This window comes from Achromobacter sp. 1012554356 (assembly GCF_059760815.1).
The window spans coordinates 1-19,746 of the sequence record NZ_JCBANC010000066.1; the positions used below are offsets into that span (position 1 = coordinate 1).

General features: G+C 67.3%; 18 protein-coding genes and 1 pseudogene. 6 read left to right on the plus strand and 13 right to left on the minus strand.

Features of this window, described 5'->3' with window-relative positions; all coding sequences use genetic code 11:
* The first annotated feature begins 90 nt into the window (after positions 1-90).
* Entirely contained in the window at positions 91-552 is a 462-nt protein-coding gene (hpaR, locus tag AC6LJW_RS25120; RefSeq protein ID WP_427986582.1) for a homoprotocatechuate degradation operon regulator HpaR, read from the plus strand.
* A gap of 37 nt (positions 553-589) precedes the next feature.
* The gene (hpaI, locus tag AC6LJW_RS25125; protein WP_498088524.1) at positions 590-1,390 is read left to right on the plus strand and encodes a 4-hydroxy-2-oxoheptanedioate aldolase; all 801 of its coding nucleotides are present in this window, start codon (positions 590-592) and stop codon (positions 1,388-1,390) included.
* 23 nt (positions 1,391-1,413) lie between these two features.
* On the opposite strand, the pseudogene AC6LJW_RS25130 reads toward hpaI, so the two are convergent.
* From AC6LJW_RS25130 to AC6LJW_RS25155, 6 genes and pseudogenes are all read right to left on the minus strand, one after another.
* Positions 1,414-2,616, minus strand: a pseudogene (locus AC6LJW_RS25130) (PepSY-associated TM helix domain-containing protein); the annotation flags it as partial.
* On the minus strand, positions 2,562-4,988 hold the full coding sequence (locus AC6LJW_RS25135; RefSeq protein ID WP_498088526.1) for a TonB-dependent siderophore receptor: 2,427 nt from the start codon (positions 4,986-4,988) through the stop codon (positions 2,562-2,564). The pseudogene AC6LJW_RS25130 and the gene AC6LJW_RS25135, both read right to left, overlap by 55 nt.
* 99 nt (positions 4,989-5,087) lie before the next feature.
* Positions 5,088-6,071: a FecR domain-containing protein gene (locus AC6LJW_RS25140; RefSeq protein ID WP_427986579.1), complete on the minus strand. Its 984-nt coding sequence runs from the start codon at positions 6,069-6,071 to the stop codon at positions 5,088-5,090.
* Positions 6,071-6,619: a sigma-70 family RNA polymerase sigma factor gene (locus AC6LJW_RS25145; RefSeq protein WP_427986578.1), complete on the minus strand. Its 549-nt coding sequence runs from the start codon at positions 6,617-6,619 to the stop codon at positions 6,071-6,073. The genes AC6LJW_RS25140 and AC6LJW_RS25145 overlap by 1 nt, the downstream gene beginning before the upstream one ends.
* 76 nt (positions 6,620-6,695) lie before the next feature.
* Positions 6,696-7,676, minus strand: a complete 981-nt coding sequence (locus tag AC6LJW_RS25150; protein WP_498088528.1) for a Bug family tripartite tricarboxylate transporter substrate binding protein — start codon at positions 7,674-7,676, stop codon at positions 6,696-6,698.
* A 63-nt stretch (positions 7,677-7,739) separates the two neighbouring features.
* Entirely contained in the window at positions 7,740-8,633 is an 894-nt protein-coding gene (locus AC6LJW_RS25155) for an MBL fold metallo-hydrolase (protein WP_056562719.1), read from the minus strand.
* A gap of 120 nt (positions 8,634-8,753) precedes the next feature.
* On the opposite strand from AC6LJW_RS25155, the gene AC6LJW_RS25160 reads away from it, so the two are divergent.
* Positions 8,754-9,725 (plus strand): LysR family transcriptional regulator, encoded by a 972-nt coding sequence (locus AC6LJW_RS25160; protein ID WP_498088530.1) that lies wholly within the window; start codon positions 8,754-8,756, stop codon positions 9,723-9,725.
* A gap of 72 nt (positions 9,726-9,797) precedes the next feature.
* On the opposite strand, the gene AC6LJW_RS25165 is transcribed toward AC6LJW_RS25160, so the two are convergent.
* Both AC6LJW_RS25165 and alr read right to left on the minus strand, forming a co-directional pair.
* Positions 9,798-10,517 carry an SDR family oxidoreductase gene (locus AC6LJW_RS25165; RefSeq protein ID WP_056562724.1) on the minus strand — a complete coding sequence of 240 codons (720 nt, stop codon included), beginning with the start codon at positions 10,515-10,517 and terminating at the stop codon, positions 9,798-9,800.
* 140 nt (positions 10,518-10,657) lie between these two features.
* Entirely contained in the window at positions 10,658-11,785 is a 1,128-nt protein-coding gene (gene alr / locus AC6LJW_RS25170; RefSeq protein WP_056562727.1) for an alanine racemase, read from the minus strand.
* A gap of 149 nt (positions 11,786-11,934) precedes the next feature.
* Between alr and hpnC the strand changes: the two genes are divergently transcribed.
* Genes hpnC through hpnE form a run of 3 tightly spaced genes read left to right on the plus strand, consistent with a single transcriptional unit; the run spans position 11,935 to position 14,961 of the window.
* Positions 11,935-12,765 (plus strand): squalene synthase HpnC, encoded by an 831-nt coding sequence (hpnC, locus tag AC6LJW_RS25175; protein WP_498088533.1) that lies wholly within the window; start codon positions 11,935-11,937, stop codon positions 12,763-12,765.
* A gap of 13 nt (positions 12,766-12,778) precedes the next feature.
* The gene (gene hpnD, locus AC6LJW_RS25180; RefSeq protein WP_056562733.1) at positions 12,779-13,642 is read left to right on the plus strand and encodes a presqualene diphosphate synthase HpnD; all 864 of its coding nucleotides are present in this window, start codon (positions 12,779-12,781) and stop codon (positions 13,640-13,642) included.
* Positions 13,639-14,961, plus strand: coding sequence for a hydroxysqualene dehydroxylase HpnE (hpnE, locus tag AC6LJW_RS25185; protein WP_427986575.1), 1,323 nt, complete (start codon positions 13,639-13,641; stop codon positions 14,959-14,961). Before hpnD ends, hpnE begins: the two co-directional genes overlap by 4 nt.
* Positions 14,962-15,002: 41 nt before the next feature.
* Here the strand turns inward: hpnE and AC6LJW_RS25190 are convergent, their stop codons facing one another.
* From AC6LJW_RS25190 to AC6LJW_RS25210, 5 genes are all read right to left on the minus strand, one after another.
* The gene (locus AC6LJW_RS25190; RefSeq protein ID WP_056562738.1) at positions 15,003-15,461 is read right to left on the minus strand and encodes a carboxymuconolactone decarboxylase family protein; all 459 of its coding nucleotides are present in this window, start codon (positions 15,459-15,461) and stop codon (positions 15,003-15,005) included.
* Between the two features lie 66 nt (positions 15,462-15,527).
* Positions 15,528-16,514, minus strand: a complete 987-nt coding sequence (locus AC6LJW_RS25195; RefSeq protein ID WP_056562740.1) for a Bug family tripartite tricarboxylate transporter substrate binding protein — start codon at positions 16,512-16,514, stop codon at positions 15,528-15,530.
* 65 nt (positions 16,515-16,579) lie between these two features.
* Entirely contained in the window at positions 16,580-17,584 is a 1,005-nt protein-coding gene (locus AC6LJW_RS25200) for a cyclase family protein (protein WP_056562745.1), read from the minus strand.
* A 54-nt stretch (positions 17,585-17,638) separates the two neighbouring features.
* Positions 17,639-18,844: a CaiB/BaiF CoA transferase family protein gene (locus tag AC6LJW_RS25205; protein ID WP_156395192.1), complete on the minus strand. Its 1,206-nt coding sequence runs from the start codon at positions 18,842-18,844 to the stop codon at positions 17,639-17,641.
* A gap of 49 nt (positions 18,845-18,893) precedes the next feature.
* On the minus strand, positions 18,894-19,736 hold the full coding sequence (locus tag AC6LJW_RS25210) for an HpcH/HpaI aldolase/citrate lyase family protein (protein ID WP_498088536.1): 843 nt from the start codon (positions 19,734-19,736) through the stop codon (positions 18,894-18,896).
* Positions 19,737-19,746 lie beyond the last annotated feature (10 nt).

Below are 19,746 nucleotides of genomic sequence, written 5' to 3' on the forward strand. Positions count from 1 at the left end.
CCGCCCCGGCCCGCCGCCACACTGGCGCAGGCCGCGCGCGGGCTTGAAGAATTGAGCATTTTTTGGGCGGCTCTTGCTAACATAGCCGCCATGAGTCCGAGCTTCCACCACCGCAATCTTCCCCATTTGCTGCTCTACGCGCGCGAAACGCTGATGGCGCATTTCCGCCCCATTCTGCACGCAGCCGGCGTCACCGAACAGCAATGGCGGGTCTTGCGCACGTTGAGCGAGGTGGGCTCCCTGGAACCCAATCAGATCGCCCGCGCCTGTCAGATCCTGAGCCCCAGCCTCACGCGCATGCTGGCCGGCATGGAAGAGCAAGGGCTCATCAAGCGCACGCGCTCCAGCGCCGACCAACGCCGCCAGGAAATTTCCCTGACCGCCAAGAGCAACAAGCTCATCGACCGCATGCGGCCCCAGGTCGACGCGAAGTACCAGGAAATCGAAGAGCGGATCGGCAAGGAACTGCTGGAGCGCCTGTACGCCGATGTGGACGCGATGGTCGATCTCATCAAGCGCGACGGCCCCACGCGCGATGCCGGTACGCCTTGAACGTCAACCCCCCTCCTTCCTCCACGATCCCCAGTCCATGGACCTCCTGACCAACACGTTCAAGCAAGCCCTGCGCGACGGCAAACCTCAGATCGGCCTGTGGGCCGGCCTGGCCAGCGCCTATACCTCGGAAATCCTTGCCGGCGCCGGATTCGACTGGCTGCTGATCGACGGCGAGCACGCACCCAATACGCTGGACTCCACCCTTGCCCAATTGCAAGCCGTGGCCGCCTATCCAGTCGCGCCCGTGGTGCGTCCGGCATGGAACGACCCGGTGCAGATCAAACAGATTCTGGACACGGGAGCGCAGTCGGTGCTGGTGCCCATGATCCAGTCCGCGCAAGAAGCCGCCGCCGCCGTGGCGGCGGTCCGCTATCCGCCGCAGGGCATCCGTGGCGTGGGCAGTGCGCTGGCGCGCGCGTCGCGCTGGAACCGCATTCCCAACTACCTTGAACGCGCCAACGACCAGATGTGCGTGCTGGTGCAGATCGAAACGCCGGACGGCATCGCGGCGCTGGACGAGATTCTTGCCGTGGACGGCGTGGATGGCGTCTTCATTGGACCGGCCGATCTGTCGGCCAGCATGGGCTATCTGGGCCAGCCGGAACATCCCGTGGTCGAGAAGACCATCGACGACGCCATTGCGCGCATCGTGCGGTCCGGCAAGGCGGCTGGCATCCTGCACAGCGGCGTGACGCAGGCCAGGCACTACCTGTCCTTGGGCGCGACCTTCGTGGCGGTGGGCGTCGATGCGGTGCTGCTGGCGCGCGCGGCCGAAGCGTTGGCGGGCGAGTTCAAGGAACTGGCTGCGGTCGCCGCGAGCAAGGGTCCGTACTGACGCGCACGGCGGCGCGTCCACCACAGCCAGACGCCGGTCACGCTTAGCGCCAGCGTGACCACGCCGACCAGCGCCACCATCAGCTGCAACGGCCAGCCCCAGAACGCCGCCATGTGCAGGCTGGTCAGCCAATGCTTGACGGTGTCACCGGCGGCCCGGCCCGTTGGAAGATGGCTGCCCGCCAATTGCCCATCCACCGCATTGAACACGACGGACGTGGCCCCGCTGCGCGCGCGCAGATCCCGGCTGCTGCGCACGCTGTAGCGATACAGCATGCGGCGCGCATCCAGCGCCAACCAGTGTTCGCCGAGCACGACGAACCCCTCGCGGGCAGCCAGCGCGGCCATCAGCCGCCGCCCCGTATCGCGAGCTTGCGCGGGCGGCATCGGGTCGCCCGCGCTTGCCGCGGCCGCGCGCCGGGGATCGGCCTGATAGCTCAGCGCGGCGCGCATCACCGGATCGTAGACGGTCGGCAGGTTGAGTGCGACGCTGCTCCATGCCATCAGCGTCAACGCGGCCCACAGCCACAGCCCCCCGGCCCGATGCAGATCGAAATTGCGCTTATGCGGACCGCCCTGCCAGCGAATCCGCCAGGCGGGCGCCCAACGCTGCCACGCGGATGATGCCGTCTTGCGCACGCGGGTTCGCGCCGGCAGCGTGAGCCACGCGCCGACAAATCCATCGAGCGTCCACGCCAATGCGACGATGCCGAGCAACAGCTCGCCGATGCCCTCGAACAGCAGCGCCGTATGGAGCCGATGCAGGAACGGCATCAGGTTGCGCAGCCCTTCACCCAGATCGCCCCATCGGCGCAGGCCCAGGATGGCGCCGGTATACGGGTCGACGAATACCTCGTGGAGCACCGGCGCGGCCGCGCCCGCCTCGGGCAGCCAGACCGGGAACGGCACGCTGCGGCCAGCCTGCGCGCCGAGCGGCGTCGCGGGCATCACCGCCCCCGGCACGAATCGGGCCACGTGGTCACGCAGCGTCAACGCGTCCAGCCGTGCGGCATCCGCCGAAGACGGCGCCACGCGATGCAATGCCGGCGCGGCCGCGGCATCCAGCGTGTCGTACCAGGCCAGCGGGATGCCGGTCAGCGCCACCAGGCAAAGAAAGCCGGCCAGCACCAGGCCGGTCCAGCGATGCAGCCGCAGCAGCGCGGCGCGCAGGCTCACCAGCGGTAGCTCACCGTGCCGATGATGCGGCGCGGCTCGCCGTAGTCGCACACGCCGTTGTAGCAAATCGACGGGAAGTAGGTCTTGTCCGTCAGGTTGGTGACGTTAAGTGCATAGAGCCACGGGCCGCTTTCATAACTGACGCGCGCATCGATCAGCGTGTAGCCCGCGCCGCCTAGTGAACCGCTGGACGGCCGGTCGGGACGCGCCGACACATAGCGCAGGCCGGCGCCGGCCTTCAGCCCCATCAGCACCCACTCCGACAGGTTCACGTCGGTCCACAAGGAAGCCGCGTGGCGGGGTGTGTTGAAGCGCTCGCCCTCTTCGCCCGGCAGATTGCTCTTGACCACCCGGGCGTCGGTGTACGTGTAGGCTGCAATCACATCGACCTGCGGCGTGACGCGTGCGCGCGCCTCGATCTCCAGACCGCGCGAGCGCACCTTGCCGGTCTGCACCAGAAAGGTCGGATCGACCGGATCCGGCGTGAGCACGTTCTTGCGCTCCAGATTGAACAGCGCCGCGCTCAGCATGACGTCTTGGCCGGCGGGCTGGTATCGGATGCCGACCTCGTACTGCGTCCCGCGGCTGGGCTCGAAGCTGCCTTCGGTGCGGTCACGCCCGCTGGTGGGTTCGAACGACTGGCTGAAGCTGACATACGGCGCCAGGCCGTTGTCCGCCAGATACACCACGCCGGCTCGGCCGGTGAAGGCGGTGTCCTTGTCGTTCGAATTGGTGGACGGCGCGTGCAAGGCGCGGTTCTCGGCGCGCACGTTGTCATATCGTCCGCCCAGCAGCACCACGACCTTGTCCGCAATCTTCAGCTGATCCTGCAGGTAGATGCCAAGGCGATGCTCGGTGTTGCGGCGCTGCTGCCAGGGCAACACCACGACATCGCCGGGCAGGTACACCGGGTCGAAGACGTCGATGGGCCGCAGATTGCCGCGCAGGCGATCGCTGTTGTAGGTGGACCGCGTGTAGTCGAAGCCCGCAAGAATCGTCTGCGTCACGGCCCCCGTTTCGAACCGCTTTTCGATGTTGGTGTCGATCGTCTGCACCGTGGTGCGGTCGTCGAAACCGCGTGCCGACCGGGACACCCGCCGCTGCGTCGCGGCGTCCACGTCGCCTTGCAGCAGCACGTAGCGCATGGTCAGGTCCGCGTCGTAGTAGCGCATCGAGGTGCGGAATTTCAGCGTGTCATTGAACGCATGCTCGATCAGCACGGCCAGCGACGTCGATTCGACATCGAAGCGGTTGTTGTTGGGCTCGCCCAGAAAGCGCGAACGCGGGATCTGTCCGTTCGGGTTGGTCCAGAGCGAGCCGGTGACCGGCACCTCGGTCGGATTGATCGTCTTGATGCGCTGATAGTTGGCCAGCAGCGTGACCGAGGTGGCCGCTGACGGGCGCCACGTCAACGCGGGCGCGATGTAGGTGCGATCGTCGGCGCTGTAGTCGATGAATTGCTTGCTCTCGCGGAACAGGCCGGTCAGGCGATAGGACCACACCCCGGCCTCGTCGATCGGACCGCCGATGTCCGCCGAAATCTGCCGGCGGTCATAACTGCCGCCGTCCAGATTGATCTCGCCCATCGTTTCGCCGGGCGGACGCTTTGTCACGGTATTGACGATGCCGCCCGGCGCCGCAGCCCCATACAGCACCGATGACGGCCCCCGCAGCACTTCGACCCGCTCCAGTCCGTATGGCTCCTGCTTGCCGTTGTACTGATTGATCATGTAGCGCATGCCGTCGCGGTAATAGCTGCCGGTCTGCGGGTTGGCTTCGAAACCGCGGATGCTCATCGTGTCTTCGAACATCGAGCTCTTGGCGACGATGCCGGGCATGATGCCGGGCGTATAGCCCAGCGCCTCTTGCAGGTTCTGCGCCTTCTGAACGCGGATCTGCTCGGCGCTCACCACCGAGATCGACTGCGGCGTTTCGATGATCGGCGTATCGGTCTTGGTGGCCGTGGCGCTGTTCGTGGCGGCGATGCCCAGCACCGGGCCATCCGGGCGTTCGACCTGGGCGGTCACCGCGATCGGTTCCAGCTGCGTCACGTCCTGGCGGCCTTGCCGCAGGACGAAGCCGCCATCGGGCAGACGTTCCGCCACGAGACCGGTGCCGGTCAGCAGCGCGGCCATCCCTGCCTCGGGCGAATATCGACCGCGCACGCCGGGGCTTTGCCGGCCGCTGCTCAGATCACCGTGGCCGCTGACAAAGAGGCCAGCTTCGGCGGAGAACAGGTTGAGCACCTGGCTCAACGGCCCGGCTGGGATGTCGTAGTCGCGGACCTGCGTCTGTGCGGACTGCGCATACACGGCGCTTAGGGGCGCCCCGCCGCTCAGCATCACGCCGATGGCAAGCGCCAGCGGGGCGATGCGCGCGCGGCGGATCGGACGGATGGAAAAAACAGTGAGGGGGTTGGTCATGCCACGGATCCGCGATATGGGTGTTGAATTGCCCATAGGCCGGATGAGCGCGGCAAAAGCGGCAAACTATTTTGTAACAGCGGTGGGATCAGGGGGCTTTCAGCGCGGTTGCAGCGTCGTCCACCAGGGCAGCGGCTGGCTGATACGCACCGGCAGGGCCTCGCTTAACAAGCGCAGCGCGCGGTCGCTGTCATGCAGCGGGAATGTGCCTGTCACACGCAAGTCCGCCACGTCGCTGGCACAGCCGAGATGACCGCGGCGGTAGCGCGCCAGTTCCGCCACCACCTGCGCCAGCGGCGCCTCCTCGAATTGCACGATGCCGCGCGTCCAGTTGTGGTCGTCGGCCCGCAGCGTTGCGGGCGCGTCGATGCCTTGCGATCCGCCGCGCATCCGCATGCCGGCGTCGACCCGAACCCCCGCAGGCGGCGCGCCCGCGAAATGTGCCTGCACCGCGCCCTCCAGCACGGCGAGCGTGGTTTCGCCGTCAAGGCTGCGCACGTTGAACCGCGTGCCCAACGCCTGCAACCGCCCTTCGGGCGTGTCCACCACAAACGTGCGATCCGGGTCAGCCGCGGTGGCGATCATGATTTCGCCGCGCAGCAGCACCAGGCGGCGCTGGTCGCGGGTGTAATCGACCTTCACGGCGGTATCGGTATTGAGTCGAATCTGGGTGCCGTCGGCAAGCCGGCTTTCTTTCGATCCGCCCACCGGGGTGACCAGATCCGCCTGCCACGCCGCCCAGGTTCGGCGGCCGGCCGGCGACTGCGCCACGCCCAGGCCCAAGAGTCCCGTCGCGCCCGCGATCAGCGCAACCGTCAACAACCGGCGGCGCTCGCGCCGGCCCTGCGCGGCGGCATTGAGGCTGGCCACGCTGGCCTCGCGGCCCATCGGCTGCGCGATCAGCGCATCGAACTGCGCGCCCACGTCCTCGACACGTTGCCACGCCCGGCGATGCGCGTTGTCGGCGTCCATCCACGCCTGCCACCGTGCGCGCTCCTGCTCGCTGGCCGCCCCCGAGCTCAGCAACGCATACCAATGCGCGGCGGCCTCAAGAATGCGCGGGTCGACAGCGGCGGCGCCCATCACCGTCCTGCCTCATCGCCGTGAAATCCAACGGGTTGCAGATCGGCGTCGAGCAGAAAGCACAGCATGGCTTGCGCGATGTCGTTGCGCACCGTCCGCTCGGACACGCGCAGCTCCGCCGCGATAGCCGGATGCGTCATGCCGTGGATGCGGTGCATCAGGAAGGCGGCGCGCGCACGCACGCCCAGGCGATGAAGCTTGCGGTCGATTTCGACCAGCGCCTGGAGCGCCTGGAGTTGCACTTCGGGGGATGGGTGGGTGACTTCGGGACGCGATGCCAACGTGTCGGCCCACGCCAGTTCAATATCCCGGCGGCGCCAGAAATCGACCAGCAGGCCGCGCGCGATCGTGGTCAGGAATGCCCGGGGCTCGCGCACATCGGCAATGGCGTGCCGCCGCACCAGCAAGGTCAGGAAGGTGTCCTGCGTGAGGTCGGCGGCCTGATGATTGTCTTGTAGACGGCGATTCAGCCATTTCTGCAACCAGCCGCAGTGCGCGGTGTACAGGGCGGAAAGCGATGCGCCAACTGCGTGCTCTCGGTCCGACACGGCGAGCATCCATAATGGAAATGATATTTATTATTATACAAACAATGGATGGTCCGATCGGATGGGGGACGCGACCTCAGTCCAGCACCACGCCCGACTCGCGCACCGCGGCCTCCCATTGCCGGGCCTCGTCGCGCCACGCCTTGCCGAACGATGCGGGCGTGTCCTGTCCGGGAACGAAGCCGTTGGCAAGGTAGGCCTGCCGCACCTCGGGCAGACCCAGCACCTCGTGCAAGACGGCTGCAAAGCGCGCGATGCGGTCCGGCGGCGTGCCCTTCGGCGCGGCAAAGCCCCACCAGTTGCCCTGCACCGCGTCCGGCATGCCGGCCTCTTTCGCGGTCGGCACGTCGGGCAACGCGGCAAACCGTTCCGGCGAGGCCACCGCCATCGCCCGGACCTTGCCCTGCGGCACATAGGCGGCCGCAACGCTATAGCCACCGATGTAGAGCTGCACCTCGTTGGCCAGGAGCGCCTGCACACCGGGCGCCGCTCCCCGGTAGGCAATGTGCGTCATGTCCGCACCCATCGCCTTCGACAGGCGATACGCCGACAGGTGCGGCGTCGTGCCCATGCCTGGCGAGCCGTAATTGAGCTTGCCCGAGTGTGCGCGCGCGTACTGCTGGAACTGCCGCCAGTCGGCAGCCGGCGCCTGCGCGCTGACGTAGACGAAGGCGGGCACGTCCGCCAGCTTGCCCACCGGCGCCAGATCGGTCAGCGGATCGAAGCCGAGCTTGCGGTACAGGAACTGATTGATGACGAAGTTGTTGGCCGCGCCCAGCACCAGCGTGTAGCCGTCGGGCTTGGCGCGCGCCACGTCCTGCATGCCGATGTTGCCGCCCGCGCCGGTCTTGTAGTCCACCACCACGGGCTGGCCCAGGCGCTTTTCCAGCAGCGGCTGGATCTGCCGCAAGGCGACGTCGCCCGCCGCGCCCGGCGCGTACGGCAGCACCACGCGGATGGGATGCTCGGGATACTGGGCGCTGGCCGCAGGCGGCACAAGGGCCAGGGCCGGGGCCAGCGCGGCCAGGACGGATACGGCACAAGCTCGATACGGCATCGTGTTCTCCCTGGCCGTCCCGGCGTCGCTGTCCGGGCGGCCGGCCTTGCAACGTTTCGGGTGCTACAGGTCGATACGCATCAGATCGTGGGCCAGACGCAGCGGACCCGGGTAGTGCTTGCGGATGTCGGACACGATCTCATCCATCAGGTGCGGCCCCATGAGTTCCACGGGCAGATGCTTGGCCGCCGCGCGCTTGAGGACCGGACTGGTGGAATCGAAGTGGCCGAAGTGCGTGGCCACCAGGCTTTTCACATTGGCCTCGCGTGCGATCTTGCCCAGGTCCGTCGGGCTGGTGTGGGCATAGGTGCCGACGCCGGTCTTGGCGCGGTGCGCGATGAACGACTCGGGAAAGGTGCACTCGTGGATGAGCAGGTCCGCATCCTTGGCCAGGCGCACCATCGCCGCACAGGGCGCGGTATCGCCGCTGAAGGCGATGACCTTGCCTTCCGCCTCGACACGCACGCCGAAACACTCACAGACATCGCGCGGAATGTGTTCCACCCAATCCACCGAAATGCGCACCTTGTCGTCCTCGAACACCACGCCGGGACTCACCTCGCGCACTACGGGCCGCATCGCTTCCAGATTGCGCTGGCGCACGGGGTATGCGGCGCGCGCCTGGAAATCGGTGTGGTACGCACCGTTTTCGAACAGGTGGTCCACGAAGTGCTTCGTGCCCTTCGGGCCCAGCACCAGGGGCGAGCCTTCCTTATTCAGAATCCAGCTTGAAATGACGAAATACGGGTAGTCGCAGATGTGGTCGTGGTGCAGGTGGGTCAGAAAGACAAACCCCACCTTGGCGGGATCGACATTGGCCCGCACCATCTGCCGCGTCGCGCCCTCGCCGCAGTCGAACAGGTAGTGCCGGTCGTCGTCCAGCGTCAGCAGAATCGCGGACTGCGCCCGGTCGGGATCCGGCAGCGCCGCGCCAGTCCCCAGCATGGTGATCTTCATCGGCAACCTCTCTGGTCAAAAGCATGGGCTCGCATGAGCACGAAGCCAGTATAGGAACGGGGTGCATACCGAACGATCAATTATTAGAATGCTGTGAAAACCGTTAGGAATCACTGCACCATGCCCGCCAGCCCCCGCATTCCCGACCTGCGCCACATCAGCGGACGCCTGCGCCTGCGCCACCTTGACCTGCTGCACGCGCTGCACGCGCTTGGAAGCGTGCACAAGGCCGCGGCGCGGCTGGGCATGACCCAGCCCGCGGCCAGCAAGCTCTTGCTGGAACTGGAGGACATGTTCGGCGTGCCGCTATTTGTGCGTTCGCGGCGGGGCATCACGCCGACCGCTTTCGGGCAGGCGCTTGCCGGCAAGACGGACGTGCTGCTGGCCGATCTGGCCGGCGCGCGCAACGAGATCGCCGCCTTGGCCGCCGGCGCGCGCGGCCGCATCCGGGTCGGCGTGCAGCCGGTGGCCCTGCCCGTGCTGGTGCCGCGCGCCATCCAGCGCATGCGCGACCACCATCCCGGCGTCACTGTCATGCTGCACGAGGGTGCGCACGATGCGCTGCTGGACAGCCTGGCCCGCGGTGAACTCGACTGCGTGCTGGGCCGCCTGATGCTCGATGCCGCCCAGGCGGTGTTCCGCACAGAAGTGCTGTACGAAGAGCCGATATGCGTGGTGGCGCGCAAGGGGCATCCGCTGGCGCGGTCGACGCGCATCACCGCTGCGGCGCTTGCGCGTCAGGACTGGATCCTGCCGCCGCCCGATGCGCCGCTACGCCAGCGGATCGACGCCTACTTCGCGCAGCAGGGACTGGCGCTGCCCGCGCCTGTCGCCGAATCGGTATCGCTGCTGGCCAATGAAGTGCTGCTGCGCGGCGCGGACATGCTGGCCGCCATGCCGCGCGCCGTCGCGCATCACTACGCGGATCTGGGCGTACTGGCGATCCTGAAGTTCAAGCCGGACTGGAGCTTGCCGGCGGTAGGCGTCGTGCAGCGGGCGCACGTGGAACCGACTGCGGCGCTGGCCCATTTCCTGGATGCGCTGCGCAGCGAAGCCCGCGACTTGCAGGACGTGCGGCCAACGCGCCAGTGAGCAACGCGGCGCCTGCGCTGAGCACAAAAAACGCACCCGAAGGTGCGTTATGCATCCGTGCAGCGGCAACGTTCAGGAGCGGCCCGCCAGACTGCCGCCGCCATCCACACCCAGCACCTGACCGGTGATGAAACCGGCGTCGTCCGACAGCAGGAAGGCGATGGCGGCGGCCACTTCGGCCGGGGTGCCCAGGCGCTTCATGGGAACGGAAGCCAGCGCGCGCTTTTCGTTGTCGCTGCCGGCGGGCCGGGTGGCACGGAACATTTCGGTTTCGATGGGGCCCGGCGCCACCGCATTGGCCGTGACGCCATACTCGGCCAGTTCCAGCGCCCAGGTGCGGGTGCAGCCCACCAGCGCGCTCTTGGCGGCCGAATACGCGGTGCGGTCGAGCGCGCCGTGGATGGAGCGGCTGACCACGTTGACGATGCGGCCGGCGCGGCGCACCTTCATCGATTCGATGAACGCCTGCGTCACCTGCACCGCCACGCGCACGTTCAGGTCCAGCACGTTGTACAGCGTGGCCAGGTCGATTTCGCCCAGGGGCTGGGGCGACACGAGGCCCACATTGTTGACGACGGCGTCGACGGGGAATTTTTCGCGGATTTCGCGCAGGACTTCTTCGGTACGGCCGGCATCGGCCAGATCACAGGCGTACAGATAGCCCGGGAAATCGACATCGGTCGTGTTGCGCGCGATACCAACCACGTGACAGCCCATGTCGGACAACCGCTGAGTAAGCGCCCAGCCTATGCCTTTGGTGGCGCCCGTAATGAGCACGCATTTGTCCTTCATGGATTGAAACCTCGCAGTCTGTTTTCTTGGTCAAAAACGGGCGCCTGAGCGCCCGGTTTCCAAAGTAGACACCATCCGGCGCCGCCTGTCTTGTCATTTGCGCAGCAATTATTGCCCACCGGACGCTGCGCCGCCGCGGGTCAGGCGTCCCGGGTGACCGGGACGCGCGGGGCCAGCGCGCACAGCAGTTCATAGCCGATGGTGCCGGCCGCGCTGGCGACTTCATCCACCGACGGGCCGTCTTCGCCCCACAGCGACACCGGCGATCCGACCCCGGCGGACGGCACGGGGCCCAGATCCACGACCAGCATGTCCATGGACACCCGTCCCAGCAGTTGGGTCCGGATGCCGGCAACCACGACCGGCGTGCCGGTGGTGGCGTGGCGCGGGTAGCCGTCGGCGTAACCGCAGGCCACGATGCCCAGGCGCATGGCGCGTTCGGCGCGGAACAGCGCGCCGTAGCCGACGGAGTCACCGGCCTTGATTTCCTGCACCGCAATGATTTCGGAGCTGAGCGACATGGCGGGCTTCAGGCCGAACGAGGAGGCGTCGGCATCCGCGAAGGGCGACGCGCCATAGAGGCAGATGCCCGGCCGCACCCAGTGCGTCTGGCTTTCGGAGCCGACGGCGATGTCGGCAAAGCGCAGGGCGGCGGCCGAATTGCACACGCTGATCGAACCGGGCAGCTTATGCGTCACCGAATTGAAGACGCTCAGTTGTTCGTTCACGCCTTGCGGACCGTCGGCGCAGGCGAAATGGGTCATTTTGCCGACCGAGCCCAGCGTGCCCTGCTGCTGCAGCAGCGCGGCGCGCTCGTAGGCGGCGGGATAGGCCGTCGGGCTGAAACCCAGCCGGTTCATGCCGCTGTTGAGCTTGAGCATGATGTCCACGCGGCGCGACAGACGGGCGCGGGCCAGCATGTCGAGTTGGTCACGGTGGTGGACGGTGCTGCTGAGGTGGTAGCGGTCGACGATGTCGAGATCCGACGGGTTGAAGAACCCTTCCAGCAGCAGGATCGGTCCACCCCAGCCGGCTTCGCGGCAACGCACGGCTTCTTCGAGGTCCAGCATGGCCAGGCCTTGGGCCTTGGAAAAACCCGCCACGGCCTGTTCGATGCCGTGCCCGTAGGCGTTGGCCTTGATGACCGCCCAGATCGACGGCGGCAGCCCGGCGGCCGCGGCGGCGGTCTGGTCCAGGTGGCGGCGCACGGTGGCCAGATTGTGCGCAAGAGCGGAAACGGAAACGGTGGCGGATATGGGGCGCGGCATGTTGTGAGATCCTGTGGCGTCCAAGTCTAACTGATCGCCGTCCCCGGCGGCAGCGCGCCGGATCAAGCGCGGGCGACTACTCTAAAATGAGACCGTTTTCCGCTTTGCGCCGTCCTTGCAGGTCCGATCCTGCCCACTGGCCTCTTTTTATGTCCATCGATCACTACGAGAATTTTCCCGTTGCCTCGCTGCTCTTGCCGCGCAGGCTGCGCGGCGCCGTGACCGATATCTACCGGTTCGCCCGCGCCGCGGACGACATTGCCGACGAAGGCAGCGCGACCGACGAGGAGCGCCTGGCCCAGCTCGCCGCGTTCCGCACCGAGCTGCATCGCATCGGCGCCGAACCCGGCACGCCCCCCGCTCCCGGCCTGCCGCCCCTGTCCGACATCTTTGCGCCGCTGGCGCAGACGATCGCCCGGCACCAGTTGCCGATCACGCCTTTCTACGACCTGCTGTCCGCGTTCGAGCAGGACCTGACCGTCAAGCGCTACGAGGACTACGCCACCCTCATGGATTACTGCAGCCGCTCGGCCAACCCGGTCGGCCGCCTGATGCTGCACCTGTTCGAAGCCAGCACGCCGCAGAACCTGACCGAGTCCGACGCCATCTGCACCGGCCTGCAGCAGGTGAACTTCTGGCAGGACGTGCGGGTGGACTGGCACAAGCACCGCGTCTACCTGCCGCAGGAAGACCTGCGCCGCCACGGCGTGTCGGACGAAGACCTGGCCGCCTGCCGCCTTACGCCTGCGTGGCGCGAGCTCATGGCCTTCCAGGTCGACCGCACACGCGCGCTGCTACACTTCGGCGCTCCGCTGGCGCGCCGCCTGCCGGGCCGCATCGGCCTGGAGCTGCGCCTGGTGGTGCAAGGCGGGCTGCGCGTCCTGGAGCGGATCGAGGCGAGCGGCTACGATGTATTCATGAATCGCCCCGAATTGGGCGCCAAAGACTGGGCCATCATGTTGTGGCGCTCCATCAAGTAACAGGCCGTGCCTAATGACCCCTGACGAGTATTGCCAGGAAAAAGCCGCCAAAAGCGGTTCCAGCTTCTACTATTCCTTCCTGTTCCTGCCTCCCGAGCGCCGGCGCGCCATCACGGCCCTGTACGCGTACTGCCGCGAAGTGGACGACGTGGTCGACGAGTGCACCGACCCGTCGCTGGCGCGCATCAAGCTCGCCTGGTGGCGCACGCAGATCGACCAGATGTTCGACGGCAAGCCCGACCATCCCGTCACGCGCGCATTGCAGCCGCATCTGGAAAGCTGTTCGATCACCCGTGACCGCCTGCTGGCCGTGATCGATGGCATGGAAATGGACCTGGACCAGACCCGCTACCTGGACTGGCCCGGCCTGCGCAAGTATTGCTGGCACGCGGCCGGCGTCGTGGGCGAACTGTCCGCCGGCGTGTTTGGCTATTCCGATCCCAAGACGCTGGTCTACGCCGAAAAGCTGGGCCTGGCGTTCCAGATGACCAACATCATCCGCGACGTGGGCGACGATGCCCGCCGCGGCCGCATCTATATCCCGGTCAACGACATGCAGCAGTTCGAGGTCAAGGCCTCGGACATCCTGAATGGCGAGTATTCCGATCGCTTCACCGCGCTGATGAAGTTCCAGGCCGACCGCGCCCGCGAGCTCTACCGCGAGGCGATGAGCAACCTGCCCGAGGCCGACCGCCGCGCGCAGCGTCCGGGACTCATGATGGCCGCCATCTACCATGCGCTGCTCGACGAGATCGAGCGCGACAACTGGCAGGTGCTCCACCAGCGCATTTCGCTCACCCCATTGCGCAAACTCTGGCTCGCCTGGAAAACCTGGGTGGGCGGCGGACGCGGCCTGGTCCGCCGGTTGGCCCGGTGAAGGCGGCGGTCATTGGCGCAGGCTGGGCCGGCTTGGCGGCCAGCGTTGCCCTGCGCGAAGCCGGCGCCAAGGTTACGGTTTTCGAGGCTGGGCACACCCCCGGTGGACGCGCGCGGCGCGTCTTTCACGGTGACTTCGAAGCGCCGCTGGACAACGGCCAGCACCTCTTGTGCGGCGCCTACAAGGAAACCCTGGCGCTGATGCGCCGCGTGGGCCGCAACCCGGACGCCCTGCTGATGCGGCGTCCCTTGCGCCTGGCAAGCCTGGACGGCCGCTTCAACCTGTCCGCCCCGCGCCTGCCGGCGCCGCTGCACATGGCCCTGGCCGTCCTGCGCGCGCGTGGCGTCTCATGGAGCGACCGGCTTGCGATGCTGCGCCTGATGCGCGGCCTGAAGACCATGTCCTGGTCGCCGCCGCGCGACTGGACCGTGCTGCAACTGCTGCACTATCACGCGCAGTCCGACGTGCTGATCCGGCAGATGTGGGAGCCCCTTTGCCTGGCCGCGCTGAACACGCCGATCGCCACGGCCAGCGCCGTGCTGTTTGCCCGCGTGCTGCGCGATAGCCTGGCAGGCGCGCGCGAAGACAGCGATCTGCTGCTGCCGTGCACGGACCTGTCGACGCTGTGGCCCGACGCCGCCGCGCGTCAGGTCACCATGCGCTATGGCAGCACGGTGCGCCAGCTGCATCCGTCCGCCGACGGCATCGACATCAACCAGGAACGCTTTGACGCGGCCGTGCTGGCCGTGCCGCCCACCTTCGCCGCGCGCCTGTTGGATGGTCCGCTACGCGAGGCCGGCGCCACCGGGCTGCTCGATGCGCTCAAGGCCTTCGACTATCTGCCCATCGCCACGCTGAACATCCGCCTGGCCGGCCCGTGGCGGCTGCCCGAGCCGATGATGATGCTGCGCGAAGATGCGGCCCGCGGTCATGCCGGCCAGTGGCTGTTCGATCGCGCCCAGCTCGCGGGCGACACCAAGGCTGGGGAACTGGCCGTGGTGGCCAGCGCGGCAATCGGCATGAGCGAACGCAACCGGCGCCAAGTGATTGAAGCCCTGATCGATCAGGTGGCCGAACAGGCCGCGGCGCATCCGCTGCGGCTGCCGCCGATGCCCGAGGTGGCGGCGGCCGAACTGTTCATTGAAAAGCGCGCGACGTTTGCCGCGGTGCCGGGCCTGACCCGCCCGCTGAACTCCACGCCGTGGCCCACGCTGGCATTGGCGGGCGACTGGACGGACACCGGCTATCCCGGCGTGCTGGAAGGCGCGGTACGCAGCGGCCTGCAGGCGGCTCGCGTGCTCAATCCCCGCTCGGACTAGAAAAGATCAGGCGGGCAAGCAGCCCGCCCTTTGCGCACCGGTCAGGCCGGCTTTGTCCCAAACAGGTCGGCCTGGCGCGGATCCGCCGCGGCCAGGTCGTAGCCGATCTGCCCGGCGACCTCGCGCAGGATGTTCTGCGCAAGATTGAAGGCCGTATTGGCCGCCGGCACGCCCGCGTAGATCGCGTTCTGCAGCAGCACTTCCTTGAGTTCGTCGGGCGTCAGGCGCGAGGCATCCTGTGCCGTCAAGGCGGCGCGCACGTGCAGTTCGAATTCTTCCCAACGGCCCAGCGACAACGTCACCGCCAGCACCATCATGCGGCGCGCCTTGTGCGGCAGGCCTGGACGGCTCCAGATATCGTGCCAGGCATAACGCGTGATCATGTTCTGGTAGTCGGCGGTGAACGTGGTGGCGCGATCCAGCGACCGCTGCACCCATTCGTCGCCAAGCACGGCGCGGCGGTTTTCCAGGCCACGCTCAAAATCGTCTTCCCGGCTCATCTGGTCAATCTCCATTCGGATCGGGGGCTGGCGCGTGCGAACGATGCCGCGCCCGCCCCCGGATGATCAATTCACCTGGATGTTATTGGTTTTCACGACCTCGGCCCAGCGGGTCTGTTCGGCATCGACAAACTTGGCGAAGTCGGCGGCGCTACTGCCGACCGGCGTCAGGCCCAGCTTGGCAAGCTTCTCGCGGGTATCGGGACGCGCCAGCGCCTTTTGCACGAGCTCCTGCAGCTTGGCCACCACTTCCGGGCTGGTGCCCGCCGGCAGGAAGAAGCCGTTCCACTCGACCACGTTGAAGTTCTTGATGCCGGCTTCGCCCACCGTCGCCACGTTGGGCAGTTCGGGCATGCGCTGCGACGACGAGACCGCCAGCGCCTTGAGCTTGCCGCCGGTGACGTAGTTCAGGCTGGACGCGGCGTTGGCGAAGTAGACGTCGACCTGACCGCCCATGACGTCCACGATGGCCGGCGCGCCACCCTTGTAGGGCACGTGCACCATATCCAGGCCCGCATCCTTCTTGAGCAGCTCGGCGGCCATCTGCGCCAGGCTGCCCGGTCCATAGGACGCGAACGTCAGGCGGCCGGGCTTGGCGCGCGCCGCATCGATGAAGTCCTGCAGGTTGTTGAAGCTGGAACCGGGCGCGGCCACCAGGATGTTGGGCACGCTGACGGCCTGCGAGACCGGAATGAAGTCCTTCTTGGCGTCATAGGGCAGCTTGCGCAGCACCGGATTGATCGAGAAGGACGACGCGTCGAACAGCACCGTGTAGCCATCGGGCTTGGCCCGCGCCACGAACGCCGCGCCGATGGAGCCGCTGGCGCCGCCCTTGTTCTCGATCACCACGCTCTGGCCGGCGACTTCGCCCATGCCTTGCGCGATGATGCGCGCGGCGTTGTCCGCGCCGCCACCGGCGGAATACGGCACCACCACGGTGATGGGCTGCTCGGGGTAGCCGGCGGCGTGTGCGGCGCCAAACGTGGCGGCCAGGCCGATGGCGGCGGCCAGCGGACGAATTGCGGCCAGGGCCGTGCGACGGGTTTTCTTCATGTGTGCTCCTCGGGTCTCCCCTGTGGGGATGTTCGATCGGTCAAGGGTCGTGGCGCGAGCCGTCTTCAGACGGTCGCGATGGGGTTGACCGGCGCGCCGACCAGACCGGGCACGTACATGGGCGCCGCGGTCAGGAAAAAGGCATGCCGGCCGTGCTGGCGCAACCATTGCGCCAGCGGGGTCAGGTGCCAGAGCTCGCCCAAGGGCAGGCCCAGCTTGAAAAGACATTGCTCGTGCAGGGGCAGCAGCGCGCCCTTGCCGGTGTCCAGATGATGGTTGCGCAGTTCGACCGCGTGATTGTCGGCGGCGATGGCCGCGATCCGGCTGTCCTTGATCCACGCCAGCAGGTCCGCGTCGGCGCCGTCCAGCACGCAGCAGCTCGTCTTGAGCCGCTCCTGCTCGTCGTCGCCCAGCGTCAGCGCCAGGTCTGCCAGCCCTGTGTGCAGACACAGCACGTCGCCCGGCCGGACTTCCACGCCATCGGCGCGCATCACGTCCATCAGCTCGCGGTGGGACACCTTGCGCTGCGCATCACCGAAATGCGCGCGCAGGTCCACCATGACGCCTCGCCCCTGGATGCCGTGGCGCGCCATCGGCGCGATGGAAAGGTCGCGGGTGCCGGTAAAACCTTCGGTGGCAGGCTCGCTGACGGCGAAGCCGTTGTAGCCCGTGGGCTGCGGCTGGCCGGTGCCATGCGCGTCGTACATCGAGCCCACATGGCCCAGCGCGTCCCATTGCGTGGAGTACTGCGGCGACAGCGTGACGCGGTCGTCGCTGATGACGTCGGTGGCGCCCGGCACATCGCGGTCCAGCGGATAGCGGTAGACCGGCACGCCGTTCTTTTCGGCGGGCTGGATAACCGGGCCCTTGCGGCGCGGGTTGAGCACGGGCGCACGCGGCACGGTCAGCGGCAGGCTCAGCGAAAACGACATCCCGGTACGAATTTCGGCAACCGCGGCCAGACGCGCCTGGACGTCCAGGTGGTTGAGCGTGCCCAGTTGGTCGTCGTGCCCGAAATCGCCCCAGTTCGATCCGTCCGGGCGGCGCACATACCGTTGCGCTTGATTCATGATTTCTGTCTCCTCGCCCTTTTGCCGGACGATTCTTGTCTTGGTTGTTACTTCTTATTGCACCACGGATGTGTGCAGCAATTGGTCGATTTCGTCCGCTGTGTATCCCAGGGCGGACAGAATTGTGCGGCTGTGCTCGCCAAGGCCCGGGGCGGCGCGCACGGCGCCGGCATGGACTTCGTCTTGCACGGCCCCGCCAAACTGCGCCCATTGCGCCAGCCCGAGATAATTGCCCGCCTTCTCGCTGTGATAGGGGCGCATGAATCCCATGGCCTCCACTTGCGGGTGGTCGAACATGTCCTCGACCGGCCGGACCTCCGCGCAAGGCACGCTCTGGCCAAAGCGTTCGGCCCATTCACGGGCCGATGCGCGCGCCAGGGCCTCGCGCACCAGCGGGACCAGCACCGCCGCCTGCGCCGCGCGCTTTTTCACGGTGTCGTAGTCGGGATGGTCGGCCAGATCCTGCAGGTCCAGATGGCCGCACAGCGCCCGCCAGAAATGCGGCGTGTTGGCCGAGATGTACAGATGGCCTTCACGCGTGGGATGGATGCCGGTGATGCCGCCCGAGCGCATGTCGCGTTCGATGCGGCGCGGTTCGCCCTCGGCCCAGACCAGGCGGGCCGATTGCATGGCGAGCGCGCTGCCCAGCAGCGACACTTCGATGGCCTGCCCGCGCCCGGTTTTTTCGCGCTGATAGAGCGCGGCGGACACGCTGTTGGAGATCAGCGCGGCGCCGTAGTAGTCGACCACCGATCCGTACAGCACTTCAGGCGGACCGTCGGCCTTGGCCTGCGCCGCGCACATGCCGGTCATCGACTGCAGCACCTGGTCGTAGCCCGCGTGGCGCGCCATCGGACCGGCCGCGCCGTAGCCCGTCATTGCGCAATAGATCAGGCGCGGGTTGATGGCGGCCAGCGTGGCGAAGTCGATGCGCAGGCGCTCCGGAACGCCGGGGCGGAAATTGTGGACCAGCACATCGGCCTCGCGCACCAGCCTGACCAGCACCTCGTAACCCGCCTCGTCTTTCAGATTGAGGCACAGGCCGCGCTTGTTGCGGTTGATGCCCAGAAAGGCGCGGCTCTCAGTCGGCAGGGTCGACGGGTACTTGCGCAGGTTGTCGCCTTCGGGCGGCTCGACCTTGATCACGTCGGCACCCATGTCGCCCAGCAGCGCGCAGCCGTACGGACCCGCGATGTAGGCGCTGAGATCCAGCACCTTGACGCCGGCCAGCGGCAACTGAGCGGGGGTTTCAATTTCCATCATGCAATTCATCCGATAAAAAGCTCGGCCGCGAATAGCGCAGGCCGTTTCAGGCGGCGCGTCCTGCCGCCAGCAGGACGTCGCGGGCGCGCCGCACGAAGGGCGCGTCGATCATCTTGCCGTCCAGCACAAATGCGCCCACCCCTTCCTGCGCCTGGCTCGCCGCGACGATCCGTTCGGCCGCGTCGATCTCTTCGGCGCTGAATCCGAACACGTCGTTGGCGATGGCGATCTGGCTGGGATGCACGCAGGATTTGCCCAGGAAACCGAGCGAGCGCGCCAGTTGCGCCTCGGCGCGGAAGCCCTCGGCGTCGCGCACGCGGGCATAGGCGGCGTCCATGGCGTACTTGCCCGCGGACCCCGCGCCCAGCCGCAACGCCAGCATCACCGCGCGCAGCGTCTCGGGCTGGTAACGGTCGACACCCAACGGTTCGAACAGGTCGGCCAGCCCCAATTGCAGGCCCGCGACGCGCGGGTGCGCGGCCAGCTCGGCCGCACGGGCCAGCGCCAGCGGCGTTTCGACGGTGACCAGCAGGTCGCCCTCGAAGCCGGCCGTGGCAGCGTGATCGGCGGCCTCGCGCAGCGCATCCGCGGACTCGACCTTGGGCAGATTCAACAGGTCGATCGGCGAGCGGCCCAGCGCGTCCAGGTCGTCCGCGAAATAAGGCGTGTCCGACGCATTGACGCGAACGATAATTTTCTTGGGATGTTGAGCTTGCGCCGCCTGAAAGGCGGGCGACCCGAGCCAGCGGGCCAGCTCGGCGCGCGCGGCCGGCTTGCGCGGCGGCGCGACCGCGTCCTCCAGATCGAAAGACAGCGCATCGGCTTCGCTGGCCATGGCTTTGTCGAATAGTTCCGGGCGTGACGCCGGCACGAAAAGCTTACTTTTCATTATGGTCTCC